Raw genomic sequence first — 14,393 nt, 5'->3', positions numbered from 1 at the left:
TTTTTATATCAAAAAACACTCTTCCCTTTGTAACGCGCTCTCGATGGCGTTGACCAATTGTTCAATATGCTCTCGCTCACTGATAAAGGGCGGCATGATATAGATCAGTTTGCCAAATGGACGAATCCACACGCCGAGCTCGACAAACAGAGCTTGGACCACTTCCATATTGACTGGACGATGAGTTTCAACTACGCCAATCGCGCCTAGCCAGCGCGTCTCTTTGACGATTGGGTAGGCTTGCAGTGATGGCAGTAATTGAGAAAACAGCCGTTCAATCTCACTCGTTTGCTTCTGCCAATCTCCTTGTTCGATTAGCTCTAAACTCGCCGTTGCAACCGCGCAGGCGAGGGGATTGCCCATGAATGTCGGCCCATGCATAAAGCAGCCAGCTTCCCCGCTGCACACGGTGTCGGCGACCTGTTTGCTGGTCAAGGTAGCGGACAGCGTCATATAGCCGCCCGTCAACGCTTTTCCTACGCACAAAATGTCTGGTTGAATATCCGCGTGTTCGCAAGCAAACAGTTTGCCCGTGCGGCCAAAACCCGTGGCGATTTCATCGGCAATCAGCAGCAGGCCATATTGGTCACAAGCCGATCGGACGCCTTTTAAAAACTCAGGATGATAGATACGCATGCCGCCCGCACCTTGGACGATAGGCTCTAAGATCACCGCCGCTACCTGAGCATGGTGCTGGTCGATTTGCTGTGTGAAATCGGCTAAATCGTCTGGGTTCCACTCATCCCAAAAACCGACAGTAGGTGAATCAGCGAAAATGTGCTCTGGTAAAAAACCTTTGTATAAAGAGTGCATGGAGTTGTTAGGGTCGGTGACCGACATTGCGGCGAACGTGTCACCGTGATAGCCGTGGCGTAACGTGAGGAACTTAGGGCGAGACTCGCCTTTGGCGTGCCAATATTGCAACGCCATTTTCAAACTCACTTCCACAGCCACTGATCCCGAATCGGCTAAGAAGACGTGCTCAAGGTTGCTCGGTGCGAGTGACAGCAGTTTCTTGCATAGATTAATGGCGGGTTGGTGCGTGATGCCACCAAACATGACATGGGAAACTCGATCAATCTGAGCGTGCGCCGCAGCGTTCAGGTGTGGATGGTTATAGCCATGAATGGTTGACCACCATGAGGACATGCCGTCAACCAGCGTTCGACCGTCCTCTAACTGCAGTGTCACACCTTGCGCGGCACTGACCGGATAGCAGGTCAGAGGTGTTAAGGTTGAAGTGTAAGGATGCCAGATGTGGCGGCGGTCGAAGGCTAAATCCATGTGTTGTCCCAATAACTTAATGCTTACAAAGTAACCCAATGTAAACTTTGTTGTGTTTGATTTCGTTGACAGTTTATCGGGACTCAGTAGACTGTCAACAAAACGAAAACGACTTAACAAAAAGTTACGCAAGGAATACACGTGGAAGTACGTCACAACTGGACTCATGCGCAAGTGCGTGAGCTAATGGATAAGCCTTTTATGGATTTGCTTTTTGCAGCGCAGCAAGTTCACCGTCATTACCATCCCGCCAACCAAGTGCAAGTCAGCACTTTGCTGTCGATTAAAACCGGCGCTTGCCCTGAAGATTGCAAGTATTGTCCACAGAGTGCCCGTTATCAAACTGACGTTGAGAAAGAGCGTTTAATGGAAGTCGAACGGGTGCTGGATGCCGCGCAGAAAGCGAAAAACGCAGGTTCTACGCGTTTTTGTATGGGTGCTGCGTGGAAAAATCCGAAAGAGCGTGATATGCCGCTGCTCAAAGAGATGATCCAAGGCGTTAAAGGGATGGGGCTAGAAACCTGTATGACGCTGGGCATGCTCACGCCCGAACAAGCGAATCAGCTTGCCGAAGCGGGCCTTGATTATTACAACCATAACCTTGATACCTCGCCAGAGTTTTACGGCAACATCATCACCACTCGCACCTATCAAGATCGCCTAGATACACTTTCTCACGTGCGTGACGCGGGAATGAAAATCTGTTCTGGCGGTATCATTGGCATGGGTGAGAGTGCCCATGACCGCGCCGGATTGCTGGTGGAATTAGCCAACTTGCCAGTGCATCCGGAAAGTGTGCCGATCAATATGCTGGTCAAAGTCAAAGGGACGCCTCTGGAAAGCGCAGAAGATGTCGATCCTTTTGACTTTATTCGCTTAATTGCCATCGCCCGCATCATGATGCCGCAATCGGCGGTACGTCTCTCTGCTGGCCGCGAAAATATGAATGAGCAGATGCAAACCTTATGCTTTATGGCGGGTGCCAACTCCATTTTCTACGGTTGCAAACTTTTGACCACTCCCAATCCATCCGAAGACAAAGACATGTTGCTGTTTAACAAGCTGGGGATTAACCGCCAGCAAGTGTCGCAAAAACCGGATGAAATTGAAGAAAACGACTTGCTTGATCGCGTGGTAGAACGAGTGGCTGCTCGTCCGGCGAAAGACGACCTGTTTTATGACGCCAGCGTTTAAGTCCAGAATTGAAGGCGCGCTTTCGCAAAGAGCGCAGCAAGGTTTGAGCCGGCGCACTCAGGTGATTTTCTCTGGCAACCAAACCGAGCTCGAATGTGATGGCAAACGCTATATCAACTTCTCTGCCAATGATTATCTCGGCTTAGCAAACGACCAGTCGCTAGTACGCGCATGGCAGCAAGGACTGAGTTTATACGGCTGTGGCAGTGGTGCGTCGCCGATAGTGACGGGGTTTTCCCCGGCGCACAGCAACCTCGAAGCAGCCTTATGTGATTGGTTAGGCTTTGAACGGGCCATCTTGTTTGGCTCGGGCTTTGCGGCCAATCAAGCCATGTTGTTCAGTTTGTTAGAAAAAGGCGATTTTCTTTACCAAGATAAACTTAATCACGCCTCTTTGCAGGAAGCTGGCCACCTTTCGCCCGCGACGATGAAACGGTGGAAGCATAACGACACTCATCATCTCGATACTTTTCTGGATGCCAAAGGGCGCAGCCTTGTGGTTACTGAGGGCGTTTTCAGTATGGATGGCGATCTCGCTCCGTTGGCAAACATCGCTCAGGTCGCCAAGCAAAAAAACGCTTGGCTGGCGATCGATGATGCGCACGGCATTGGCGTGCTTGGTGAGGAGGGGCGGGGCAGTTGCGATCTGGCTGCGATTAAACCAGAGCTTTTGGTGGTCACTTTTGGCAAAGCGTTCGGCTTGTCCGGTGCGGCGATCTTATGCGACCAATCCACTGGCGACTATCTGGCCCAATTTGCCCGTCATCATGTCTATTCGACGGCGATTCCACCCGCTCAGGCGTTTGCCTTAACACACGCGATTGAGATGATACGTACGCAACGTTGGCGAAGAGAAAAGTTAGATGAGTTGCAACAAACGTATGCTCTGTTGCTGAAAAATGAGACGGGTTACGTGGATACATCGACACCAATAAAACCTTGGATTATAGGCGATGCACAACGCACGATGGCTATCTCTGATCACTGTCGACAGCAAGGCTTATGGCTGACGGCGATTCGTCCGCCAACGGTTTTGCAAGGAACTTCGCGTTTGAGAATTACCCTCACCGCTAACCACAGTGCCGAGCAACTTAGAGTGCTGGCTCGCAGTTTGCTGCAGGCGATGGGAGAGAGCAATTGAAGCAAGCAGAAAGTGTATTATTATCCGACACTGCCAATAGCGATAAACAGGCGATTGCATTGGCGTTTGGTAAAGCTGCGAAAACTTACGACCAACACGCAGCGTTTCAGCGTGATGTTGGCCACCGGTTACTAGAGAAAATGCCTGAAGACCTCACTGGGCGGCGTGTTTTAGATCTAGGCTGCGGTACTGGCTATTTCTCAGAGTTGCTGCGTGATAGGGGAGCTTCGGTGGTGTGCGCTGATCTCTCGTCACAGATGTTAGCAACGGCTCGCAAACGTTGTGGCGATTGGCGCGTCACCTATCAGGTTGCTGATGCCGAAGCTTTGCCTTTTTACGCCGCTGAATTTGATTACGTTTTTAGCAGCCTGGCTTTGCAGTGGTGTCAGGATTTGGCCTATCCGTTAAGAGAAATCAAACGCGTGCTCAAGCCAAAAGGCACGGCGTTTTTCTCCACATTGCTGGATGGTTCACTGCTGGAGCTGAAAACCGCGTGGAAAAAAATTGATGTATATCAACACGTCAACCATTTCATCTCTGCCAATCAGGTAAAAATTGCGTTAGCGCAATCTCATTGCCATAACCATCATCTAGACTTGACCGACATCACAGTTTGGTACCCATCAGCGTTTGCCGTGATGCGAGATCTCAAAGGTATTGGGGCGAATCACGTAAGTGGTCGTTCACATGGTTTAACCAGCCGCAAGGTATTGACGCAGGTTGAGCGCGAGTATCAAACATTTCAAAACCATCTGGGGCATGTACCGGCCAGTTATAAGGTTTGTTTAGGGGTTATAGAGATATGAGTAGGGCATTTTTTGTTGCAGGTACGGATACCGATGTTGGCAAAACCGTGGCTTCAAAAGCCATTCTTCATGCGTTGGCAGCGAGAGAGGTAAAAACGATCGGTTACAAGCCCGTGGCTGCGGGCAGTGAAAAAACCGCAGAAGGTTGGCGAAATTCCGATGCGCTGCATTTGCAAGCCGCTGCAACGGTTGACGTTGCCTATGAGGATGTTAATCCGTATGCGCTTGAACTACCCGCTTCTCCTCATATTGCGGCGAAACATGAACAGGTCACCATCGACTACGCCCTTCTAAGCAACAAATTGGCGCAGCATAAGCAAAATGCCGATGTGGTGTTAGTCGAAGGCGCTGGCGGTTGGCGTGTGCCCATCTCAGATGAAGAAAGTTTGTCTACTTGGGTGCAACAAGAGCAACTCGCCGTTATTTTGGTGGTCGGTATCAAGTTGGGTTGTTTAAGTCACGCTTTGTTGACGGCAGAAGTAATCAAATCCGATGGCTTGAATCTGATTGGCTGGGTGGCTAATCGAGTGAATCCGGGGACCGAACACTATGCCGACATCATTGAGATGTTAGAAACGCGGTTAGCGGTGCCTAAGCTCGGAGAAATTCCTTATATTCCCAAGGCAAAACGAAAAGATTTGGGTAAGTACATTGATGTAACAGTATTGCTTAGTGCATAACGAACTACATTTATCTGTCAGATAACAACGCAGAAGGGCCGCCCATTGGTAGCCCTTCTGCGTATTCAATACTTATTTATCTTGTACCAGCCCCATAAGAGCTTGCTGAGTATCAGAGAGTTGCTTGGCAACCTGCTGTTCTGTCGAAATGCCCAGTTGCTGCTTCGCTTCCTCTTCAGAAATTCCCAGATGGCAGCACAATAGATCAATCGCCATTTGATAGTTGTTTGACTCTACCATAATCATTCCCTTAGTTTGATGGATGACGTCAATCTCAATTCCCTACCTAGCTGTACTTCGAGAATTCATCGACGTTGTTTTGTCTGCTAGAGAATCTATCATGATCAACGAGAACCACAATAAGACCAAAGTCTAACGATTTCGTTTAAATAACTATGCATTATTTTTGCTTATTTTGCACATCATCACGCACTATGTATTAGTAAACAAATGTTGCAATTTATCGCTTAACCTTGTTTTAAAAAAATTAGACTATATCTATCAGTCAAAGAAGTCAGATCACACTGACGTTAAAGTAAAAAGCTTCCCTGGAGAAAAGTCATGAAGCGAGTCATGTTGTTCTTAATCACCAACCTAGCTGTCGTATTGGTACTGAGCTTAGTGTTGAATATTGTTTACGCCGTTACCGGAATGAAACCGGGTAGCCTATCCGGGTTACTGGTTATGGCGGCGGTGTTTGGTTTTGGTGGTGCGTTCATCTCGCTGATGATGTCAAAGAGCATGGCATTGCGCTCTGTTGGCGGCATGGTGATTGAAAGCCCACGTAACGAAACCGAACATTGGTTGCTGCAAACGGTTAGCCGTCAGGCGCAGCAGGCGGGCATTGGCATGCCGACGGTGGCCATCTACGATTCACCAGACATCAATGCGTTTGCCACAGGGGCGAAACGTGATGATTCACTGGTGGCTGTTTCAACCGGGCTGTTGCATAACATGACCCGTGATGAAGCTGAAGCGGTATTGGCCCATGAAGTGAGCCATATTGCCAATGGCGATATGGTGACCATGACGTTAATGCAAGGCGTAGTGAACACCTTTGTTATCTTCCTATCGCGATTTATTGCCAATCTAGTGGCTTCAAACGACGATGAAGAGGGCGAAGGCAGCAATATGATGGTCTACTTTGGTGTCTCTATCGCTCTGGAGTTGGTCTTTGGTTTCCTCGCTAGCTTTATCACCATGTGGTACAGCCGCCACCGTGAGTTCCACGCTGATGCAGGCGCGGCTCGCTTAGTGGGTAAAGAGAAAATGATTGCGGCGCTGGAGCGTTTGAAGATCAGCCAAGAGTCGAAACTGGATGGCACCATGATGGCGTTTGGCATCAATGGTAAACAGTCGCTGACTGAACTGCTGATGAGCCACCCGCCACTGGATAAACGAATCTCTGCTCTGCGTGGTGGACAGTTCTAACTCCAGTGCATCTTCTCTTACTCAAGGCTTGGTTGAAAAACCAAGCCTTTTTCGTATTCAGTGATCTCTACCCGTCTTTTTTGCGTATCAAATCGCACAACAAACTTATACAAAATAATTCTTGTACAACTTTGGTAAGCTGTTCTATCTTGTACGTAGATAAAAGTTGTACAACTAATCTGGGAGGCGGTGTTAATGGATGTATCACGGGTGGCGCAATGTTATCAAACCTTGAGTAAGGACAATCTGTTTTTACTTGAGCAGATTTACCACCAAGACGTGGTTTTTGAAGATGCTGCGCATCGTCTCGAAGGTTTTTCCAATCTCTTCCATTACTTTCAGGCTTTGTATCGCAATGTGATTCGCTGTGATTTCTCTATTCATGAGCGCTGCCAGGTGGAAGACAGAGGTTTTATTACCTGGACCATGACACTGCAACACCCCAAGCTCAAAAAAGGCTGTGCGATTGAAGTGCAGGGCGTTTCTCATCTGCATTTTTCTGAGGGTAAGGTGATTTATCACCGCGACTACTTTGATCTTGGCGAAATGCTTTATGAACATCTACCGCTGCTCGGCAGTGTGATTAAGGCGATTAAAAAGAGGCTAGGGCAATGAATACAGCGGTTTTCATTACTGGCGCGACTTCAGGCATCGGCAAAAAACTTGCCCAAAATTACGCGGCGAGTGGCGTTGATGTGATTGCGTGTGGGCGTAACCAAGCGGCATTGAATGAGCTGGCGGCATACAGCCCCCGTATTTCCTGCTTGCAATTTGACGTCACCGACTACGAGCAGACGAAGGAGACTTTGGCGGCTCTGCCTTTTACCCCAAGTATGTGGATTTTCAACGCTGGTGATTGCGAATACCTCGACCATGGCGTAGTAGATGCCAAATTGGTGGCAAGAGTGATGAATGTGAACGTGATGGGCGTGGTGAACTGCATTGAGGCTTGCCAGCATCACTTTCAAGCAGGGCATCGATTAGTGATTGTTGGCTCTATTGCCTCAGAGCTTGCGCTACCAAGAGCAGAAGCTTATGGCGCGTCGAAAGCTGCAGTGAGCTACTTTGCCAGAAGCTTAGCTCTGGATTTGCAACCCAAAGGTATCGCTGTCTCGGTGGTTTTTCCTGGGTTTGTACAAACACCTTTGACCGATAAAAACACCTTTGCTATGCCGATGATGATATCGGTCGATGAAGCGTCACAATCCATTCGAGCTCAACTGAATGCGGGTAAAGAGTACCTCTATTTCCCTGCGGGCTTTACCACCATCCTACGCTTAATTGCTTGCTTGCCTTATCGATGGCAAAGGTGGCTAACGTCAAAACTGCTGTTTAACAAAAAGGATCAAGCATGAAGATTGCGATCATAGGCACTGGCATTTCAGGCCTCACCTGCGGTTACTACCTGCACAAAGAACATGATGTCACTTTGTTCGAAGCCAACGATTATATCGGTGGTCACACCGCCACGGTGGAGATAGAAAAAGACGGACAGAACTACTCGATTGATACTGGGTTTATCGTTTATAACGACCGCACCTATCCCAACTTCATGAAAATGATGGACGAAATTGGTGTGCAAGGCTTGCCGACGCAGATGAGTTTCAGTGTGCGCAACGACAGCAATGGGCTGGAGTACAACGGACATACCGCCACCACGCTGTTTGCGCAAAAACGCAATTGGTTTAAGCCACAGTTTTATCGCTTTATCAGCGAAATCTTACGCTTCAACCGTCTGGCCAAGCAGGCGGCGCAGGATTCCTCAGCGCAAGTGCAGACACTCGGCGAGTTTTTGCAGTTACATAGCTTCAGTGACTACTTTAGTGATAACTATATTCTGCCTATGGGCGCGGCAATCTGGTCTTCGACCTTGGCTGATATGCGCGCGTTTCCGCTGACGTTCTTCTTGCGTTTTTTCCTCAATCACGGCTTATTGGACATCACCAACCGCCCACAGTGGTATGTGATTCAGGGGGGCTCCAAGGCGTATATTCCTCCGCTGACACAAGGTTTCGCCGATAAGATTCGTTTAAATAGCCCAGTCAGCAAAGTGGTACGTCAAGCGGACAAGGTGGTACTGCATGTCAATGGGCAAACGGAGTGGTTCGATCAAGTGATTTTCGCCTGTCACAGCGATCAAGCGCTGTACATGTTGCAGGATGCCAGCGCAGCGGAAACAGAGATTTTGTCTAATATGGCCTACCAGGCCAATGAAGTGGTATTGCATTCTGACACATCGTTATTGCCTAAACGCAAAGCCGCTTGGGCCTCATGGAACTATTTTTTAGATGGTCATGCCGAAGAAGCGCAGCGCCTGCCTGCACTGACTTACAACATGAACATTTTGCAGCATATCCAATCAGAGCACACGTTTTGCGTCACGCTAAATCGCAGCGAAGCGATTCAACAAGACAAAATTCTGCGCCGTTTTGTCTATCACCATCCGGTCTTTACCACTCAGTCGATTGCCGCCCAGACACGTCGCGAAGAGATCCAAGGACAACATCAAGCTTGGTTTTGCGGCGCCTATTGGTACAACGGTTTTCACGAAGACGGCGTGCGCAGCGCGATCGACGTGGTGAAAGCAATCTCTGCTGCAACGCAATCTGAAGCGCAGCGCAAAGGAGCGGCATGATATGGCAAGCCCAACCCAAAGTCAGCTGTACGTCGGCACAGTGCGTCATAGGCGCTTTACGCCGGTACAACACGCGTTGAATTACCCACTGTTTATGCCCGCGATTGATCTCGATGAACTGGAAACATTGCAGCAGTCCGTTTGGGGGTTTGGCCAGCGCTGGTGGCATTGGGCAAGATGGAAACGCAGTGACTACCTAGGCAGCGGCGATCTGAAAACGGCGGTGCAAGAAAAAGTACGCCAACTGACTGGGGTGGATTGCCAGGGCAAAGTGATCGCAGTTTGTCATCTACGTTATCTCGGGCTCTATTTCAGTCCGGTCAATTTTTATTACTTGCATGACGCGGAAGGGAATTGGCGCTATATGTTGGCGGAAGTGAGTAATACTCCGTGGAATGAGCGCCACTACTATGCGGTGTCTGCCAATCAAGACGATGAAACATATGGTTGGACGCAACAAAAAGCGTTCCATGTGTCGCCTTTTAATCCGCTTGATCAACAATATCAATGGCGGCTGAAACCACTTTGTGATCACTTGAGTGTTCATCTTGAGTGCCACAAAGGCGAAAAACACTTCGATGCGACCATGGCGATGAAAGCGTTGCCATTCAACAGCAGAAACTTGTTGATGCAGTTGATCAAAATGCCGAGCCAGACAGTAAAAGTGGTGTTCGGTATTTATTGGCATGCGTTAAAGCTGTGGCTAAAAGGGGCGCCCTTTTATTCCCATCCTAAATACCAGTCTGATTCGCACTCAGATAAGCAAACGTCAGCAACAGAGACAAAAAATAAAAAGCACAAGGAGAATTCTGCATGCTAAATACGTCATCCATGGTTATGCCTCGTCAACTCTCTACCACGCAAAAGGCGGCGCGCAGAATCATTTTCCAATGTCTGCAGAAGATGGAAACGGGCACTCTGACCGTTATTGAAAGCTTTCATACTGAGAGTCGCGAACGCAGCGAGCGTTTTGGTACCACGGGTAACGATCACTCTGGGGCAAATGTCGTTGCGACGATCGAAGTCAAACATCCCGGCTTTTACTCGCGTGTGTTACGCGGTGGCAGTATTGCTGCCGGAGAAGCCTACATGGACGGTTGGTGGGACAGCCCGGATCTGACGGCTCTGATGAAGCTGATGGCCCTCAACTTAGCGGCCTTAGACGGTTTGGAAGAGCAAAGCAGCTGGCTGAGCAAGCTGGTGTATAAAATGGCCCACTGGGCAAATCGCAATACCCAGCAAAACTCGAAAAAGAACATTCATGCGCACTACGATCTTGGTAACGATCTCTATCGTGCTTTTCTAGATGAAAATATGCTCTACTCGTCGGCGATTTTTCAGCAGGAGACCGACAGCTTAGAGCAAGCGCAAATCGATAAGATGGATCGTTTGTGCCAACAGTTGAAACTCAAGCCCAGTGACCACGTGATCGAAATTGGCACAGGCTGGGGAGCGATGGCTGTCTACATGGCTAAGCACTACGGATGTAAGGTGACCACTACCACCATCTCCGAGCAGCAATATGAATACACTCAGCAGCAGGTCGATAGGCTTGGCTTGTCTGGGCAGATCACGCTGCTCAAGCAAGATTATCGCGATCTGTGCGGTCAATTCGACAAACTGGTTTCGATTGAAATGATTGAAGCGGTAGGTAAGCAGTACTTGCCATCTTACATCAAGACCTGCCAATCACTGCTGAAACCTGGTGGTCTGATGGCGATTCAGGCCATTACCATCGCCGATCAGCGTTATGAGTACTACAGCGATAACGTGGATTTCATCCAGAAATACATTTTCCCCGGTGGCTTTTTGCCTTCCGTGACCTCGTTGGCTCAGGCAACGACACAACATAGCGACTTGCTGTTGAGGGATCTTTACGATATCGGCCTCGACTATGCCAAAACCTTGGCTCAGTGGCACCGTCGTTTTAATCAAGCCGAAACTGAAGTGCGTGCTTTGGGTTATGACGAACGCTTCATTCGCATGTGGCGCTACTACCTGAGCTACTGTGAAGGGGGCTTTTTAGCACGCACCATCAGCACAGTGCACATGACTTTTCAGCGGCCAGCATGATGCGATTGTTGCTTGTCTCGACTTGGTTCCAACTTGGTTGGTTTCTGTGCGTGCTCGGCAAAGAGACTTGGCAGTGGGTGGCGCTCGGTTATGTGATTGCCACCTTGCTATGGAACTGTAAAACCCAGCCTCGGCAGCTGAAAAGCATCGCTATAGTTGCCATCAGTGGCACAGTGTTGGACAGCATAAATCAGCAAGTTGAGCTGCTCAACTTTGTCTCCGATGCGTTACCGCTGTGGATGGTCTGCTTGTGGTGGCTGTTTGCTTGGTATGCCAGTCAGCTCATTTTGGTTCTCAAGCGCTTTCGCCGCGCGCAAGTCTGCGCGATTGGCGGCGTCGCAGGAGCGTTGAGTTACATCGCGGGTGAGCAGTTGGGCGCGGTGCAGTTTGGTTACGGCTTTTTGATGACCTCTCTCATTTTGTTGATGCAGTGGATAGTGATAACGTTTTGCATACTCAAGGTATACGACAATGAAAATTTCGTTCGTGAAAGCGCGTGTTAAGCAAACTCTGATTGCAATGATGTGCGTGTTGGCGAGTGCTGCGTTGCCGGTGAAAGCGCAACTGAGCGGTGCTGATACCCAGAATTGGCGACAATGGCGTACCGTTGGCGAGGCGCAGCTGAGCTGGCTGTTTTTTGATATCTACCAGTCCCGCCTTTTGACCTCAACTGGGCGTTTTGAAGAGGGGGCGGATGTCAGCCCTCATCCATTAGCACTGGAGATCAATTACCTGCGCGATATCAGCCAAAAAGATCTGCTCAAAGCAACGCAGGAGCAGTGGCAAAAACTCGGTTTTGCTAAAGCGGCGCAACAACGTTGGATAGCAGTACTCAGTGAGCTCTTTCCGGATGTTCAAGCGGGTGATAGCCTTACTTATTTGACCGACGGGCAAACTGGGCAATTGATGTTTAAACGCTTGGCACAAAGTGAGTACGAAGTGATTGGCTATGTGGCCGATGAAGAGCTCAATGACGCTTTTTTATCCATTTGGTTATCGCCGCAGAGTAATTATCCGCAGCTTCGTCAACAACTGATAGGGCAGGTAAGCCGATGAAATGGACATTGACATTGACAGCGAATGGGATGAAAAGCTGGCTGATCACCTGCTTGTGTTTTTTGTTGAGTGCGTGTTCAACGGATCTCACCCAGTACAAAGCAACCTCGCCGACTTTTGACCTTTTTGGCTATTTTGCAGGAAAGACACACGCATGGGGTATGGTACAAGACTTCAGTGGCCAGCAGACGCGGCGATTCGAGGTCACTATTGTCGGCCAAGTCACTGGTAACCAACTTACGCTGGTGGAAGACTTCGTGTTTGATGATGGCGAACTCGACCAGCGCATCTGGACAATCACCCGTCTAGCGAATGGCCAGTATCAAGGAGAAGCTGACGATATTATTGGTGTGGCTCACGGCGCCGAGCAGGGTAATGCACTGCAATGGCAGTACGACTTTGAACTGAAAATGGATGACGGCACGGTGACGGTTGCTTTTGACGATTGGTTGTATCGTCAAGATGACAAGCACGTGTTCAATCTAACCAAAATAAAGAAGTTTGGTATCGAGGTAGGGACGATTACTCTCTTTTTCCAAAAGCAATAATAAAGTTTGGTGAACAAAAAAAGGTTGATGCAAAAACATCAACCTTTTTTAACACTGAGCGACTTACAGTTTATCAGTCAGCTCAATCGCCTGACCTATGTAGTTCGCTGGCGTCATCTCTTTCAAACGCGCTTTTTCGTGCTCTGGAAGCTCCAGCCCGTCGATGAATTGACGCATCGCTTCACCGTCTACGCGCTTACCACGAGTGAGCTCTTTCAGCTTCTCGTATGGTTTTTCAATGCCGTAACGGCGCATCACCGTTTGTACTGGCTCAGCCAGAACTTCCCAGTTTTTGTCCAGTTCAGCCAAAAGTGCCTCACGGTTGACTTCCAGCTTGCTAATGCCTTTAAGAGTAGAGGTGTAGGCGATGATGGCGTAACCGACACCGACACCGAGGTTACGCAGAACCGTTGAGTCAGTTAGGTCACGTTGCCAGCGAGAGATGGGTAGTTTTTGCGCTAGGTGACCGAATACGGCATTGGCAAGACCAAGGTTACCTTCCGAGTTTTCAAAGTCGATTGGGTTCACTTTGTGCGGCATAGTTGAAGAACCGATTTCGCCAGCAATGGTTTTTTGTTTGAAGTGACCAAGGGCAATGTAACCCCAAACATCACGATCGAAGTCAATCAAAATGGTGTTGAAACGGGCTACAGCATCAAACAGCTCAGCGATGTAATCGTGTGGCTCGATCTGGGTTGTGTATGGGTTCCAAGTCACGCCAAGCGACTCAGTGATGAACTCTTCTGAGAATTTGTGCCAATCAAGCTCTGGATAAGCAGAAAGGTGAGCGTTGTAGTTACCAACCGCGCCGTTGATTTTCGCTAGGATTTCAACATTCTCGATCTGCTTGTATTGACGCTCCATACGGTACGCCACGTTTGCCATCTCTTTACCCATGGTGGATGGAGAAGCTGGCTGGCCGTGAGTACGAGAAAGTAAAGGGATGTCGCGATATTCCACTGCCAACGCTTTGATGGCGTCAATCAGGTTACGGATTTCCGGTAGAATCACGGTCTCACGTGCTTCTTTGAGCATCAGAGCGTGAGAGGTGTTATTGATGTCTTCTGAGGTGCAAGCGAAGTGGATAAATTCGTTCACTGCGTGCAGTTCAGGCACGCTCGCCACTTTTTCTTTTAGGAAATATTCAACCGCTTTAACGTCGTGGTTGGTGGTACGCTCGATCTCTTTAATGCGAAGCGCATCTTGCTCAGAAAAGTTTGCCGCGATGTCATCAAGGAATTGGTTAGCTTGGGCACTGAACGCTGGGACTTCTTTGATTGCATCGGTTGCTGCAAGCTTTTGTAACCAACGGATTTCAACGATAGTACGGTACTTAAGTAAACCGTATTCGCTGAAGATTTCGCGCAATGCAATCGTCTTACTTCCGTAACGGCCGTCTACTGGTGAAACAGCTGTCAATGCTGACAGTTCCATGATGTTCTCCTGAATTGGGTTTCTAAATTTTGTGAGCGTTATACCAATAACTGTGGCAATTGTCACGAATATTGCGCAAACGTTTGCGCGGAGTTTATTTTAGCCCGAAAA

16 protein-coding genes are annotated in these 14,393 nt (G+C 48.9%); 13 read left to right on the top strand and 3 right to left on the bottom strand.

The features are described 5' to 3' along the window. Positions 1-3: 3 nt before the first annotated feature. Positions 4-1,284 carry an adenosylmethionine--8-amino-7-oxononanoate transaminase gene (gene bioA, locus I3X05_RS10885; RefSeq protein ID WP_193277840.1) on the bottom strand — a complete coding sequence of 427 codons (1,281 nt, stop codon included), beginning with the start codon at positions 1,282-1,284 and terminating at the stop codon, positions 4-6. A gap of 141 nt (positions 1,285-1,425) precedes the next feature. Between bioA and bioB the strand changes: the two genes are divergently transcribed. The 4 genes from bioB to bioD are packed head-to-tail and all read left to right on the top strand — an operon-like array spanning position 1,426 to position 5,105. After that, positions 1,426-2,478: a biotin synthase BioB gene (bioB, locus tag I3X05_RS10880; RefSeq protein WP_039429718.1), complete on the top strand. Its 1,053-nt coding sequence runs from the start codon at positions 1,426-1,428 to the stop codon at positions 2,476-2,478. Continuing rightward, a complete protein-coding gene (bioF, locus tag I3X05_RS10875) occupies positions 2,462-3,619 on the top strand; it encodes an 8-amino-7-oxononanoate synthase (RefSeq protein ID WP_045572009.1) in 1,158 nt (385 codons plus the stop codon). Before bioB ends, bioF begins: the two co-directional genes overlap by 17 nt. Continuing rightward, the gene (gene bioC, locus I3X05_RS10870; RefSeq protein ID WP_193167097.1) at positions 3,616-4,425 is read left to right on the top strand and encodes a malonyl-ACP O-methyltransferase BioC; all 810 of its coding nucleotides are present in this window, start codon (positions 3,616-3,618) and stop codon (positions 4,423-4,425) included. The genes bioF and bioC overlap by 4 nt, the downstream gene beginning before the upstream one ends. Continuing rightward, a complete protein-coding gene (gene bioD / locus I3X05_RS10865) occupies positions 4,422-5,105 on the top strand; it encodes a dethiobiotin synthase (protein WP_193167096.1) in 684 nt (227 codons plus the stop codon). Before bioC ends, bioD begins: the two co-directional genes overlap by 4 nt. A gap of 72 nt (positions 5,106-5,177) precedes the next feature. On the opposite strand, the gene I3X05_RS10860 is transcribed toward bioD, so the two are convergent. Next, positions 5,178-5,345, bottom strand: coding sequence for a hypothetical protein (locus tag I3X05_RS10860; protein WP_171816764.1), 168 nt, complete (start codon positions 5,343-5,345; stop codon positions 5,178-5,180). 321 nt (positions 5,346-5,666) lie between these two features. Here I3X05_RS10860 and htpX point away from each other — a divergent pair, with 321 nt between their 5' ends. The 9 genes from htpX (at position 5,667) to I3X05_RS10815 (ending at position 12,848) form a co-directional block, all read left to right on the top strand. After that, positions 5,667-6,536 carry a protease HtpX gene (gene htpX, locus I3X05_RS10855; RefSeq protein ID WP_039432456.1) on the top strand — a complete coding sequence of 290 codons (870 nt, stop codon included), beginning with the start codon at positions 5,667-5,669 and terminating at the stop codon, positions 6,534-6,536. A 195-nt stretch (positions 6,537-6,731) separates the two neighbouring features. Next, positions 6,732-7,151, top strand: a complete 420-nt coding sequence (locus I3X05_RS10850) for a nuclear transport factor 2 family protein (RefSeq protein ID WP_193167095.1) — start codon at positions 6,732-6,734, stop codon at positions 7,149-7,151. Continuing rightward, positions 7,148-7,891: an SDR family oxidoreductase gene (locus I3X05_RS10845; RefSeq protein WP_337970714.1), complete on the top strand. Its 744-nt coding sequence runs from the start codon at positions 7,148-7,150 to the stop codon at positions 7,889-7,891. The genes I3X05_RS10850 and I3X05_RS10845 overlap by 4 nt, the downstream gene beginning before the upstream one ends. After that, positions 7,888-9,171, top strand: a complete 1,284-nt coding sequence (locus I3X05_RS10840) for an NAD(P)/FAD-dependent oxidoreductase (protein WP_045572004.1) — start codon at positions 7,888-7,890, stop codon at positions 9,169-9,171. The genes I3X05_RS10845 and I3X05_RS10840 overlap by 4 nt, the downstream gene beginning before the upstream one ends. Before the next feature lies 1 nt (position 9,172). Continuing rightward, positions 9,173-9,991 carry a DUF1365 domain-containing protein gene (locus tag I3X05_RS10835; RefSeq protein WP_337970713.1) on the top strand — a complete coding sequence of 273 codons (819 nt, stop codon included), beginning with the start codon at positions 9,173-9,175 and terminating at the stop codon, positions 9,989-9,991. After that, complete coding sequence (locus I3X05_RS10830; protein ID WP_337970712.1) at positions 9,985-11,244, top strand: SAM-dependent methyltransferase; 1,260 nt, start codon at positions 9,985-9,987, stop codon at positions 11,242-11,244. Before I3X05_RS10835 ends, I3X05_RS10830 begins: the two co-directional genes overlap by 7 nt. Then, positions 11,241-11,747 (top strand): DUF2878 domain-containing protein, encoded by a 507-nt coding sequence (locus I3X05_RS10825; RefSeq protein WP_193157808.1) that lies wholly within the window; start codon positions 11,241-11,243, stop codon positions 11,745-11,747. Before I3X05_RS10830 ends, I3X05_RS10825 begins: the two co-directional genes overlap by 4 nt. After that, entirely contained in the window at positions 11,716-12,300 is a 585-nt protein-coding gene (locus I3X05_RS10820; RefSeq protein ID WP_413470300.1) for a chalcone isomerase family protein, read from the top strand. Before I3X05_RS10825 ends, I3X05_RS10820 begins: the two co-directional genes overlap by 32 nt. A gap of 29 nt (positions 12,301-12,329) precedes the next feature. Continuing rightward, complete coding sequence (locus I3X05_RS10815) at positions 12,330-12,848, top strand: DUF3833 domain-containing protein (RefSeq protein WP_045572070.1); 519 nt, start codon at positions 12,330-12,332, stop codon at positions 12,846-12,848. Between the two features lie 63 nt (positions 12,849-12,911). Here the strand turns inward: I3X05_RS10815 and purB are convergent, their stop codons facing one another. Beyond that, a complete protein-coding gene (gene purB / locus I3X05_RS10810; protein ID WP_045572001.1) occupies positions 12,912-14,282 on the bottom strand; it encodes an adenylosuccinate lyase in 1,371 nt (456 codons plus the stop codon). Positions 14,283-14,393 lie beyond the last annotated feature (111 nt).

This window comes from Vibrio navarrensis, assembly GCF_015767675.1.
In the GTDB taxonomy this organism is placed as follows: Bacteria; Pseudomonadota; Gammaproteobacteria; order Enterobacterales; family Vibrionaceae; genus Vibrio.
The sequence above is the reverse complement of the archived record's forward strand: the minus strand, read 5'-3'. Positions and strand labels throughout refer to the sequence as shown.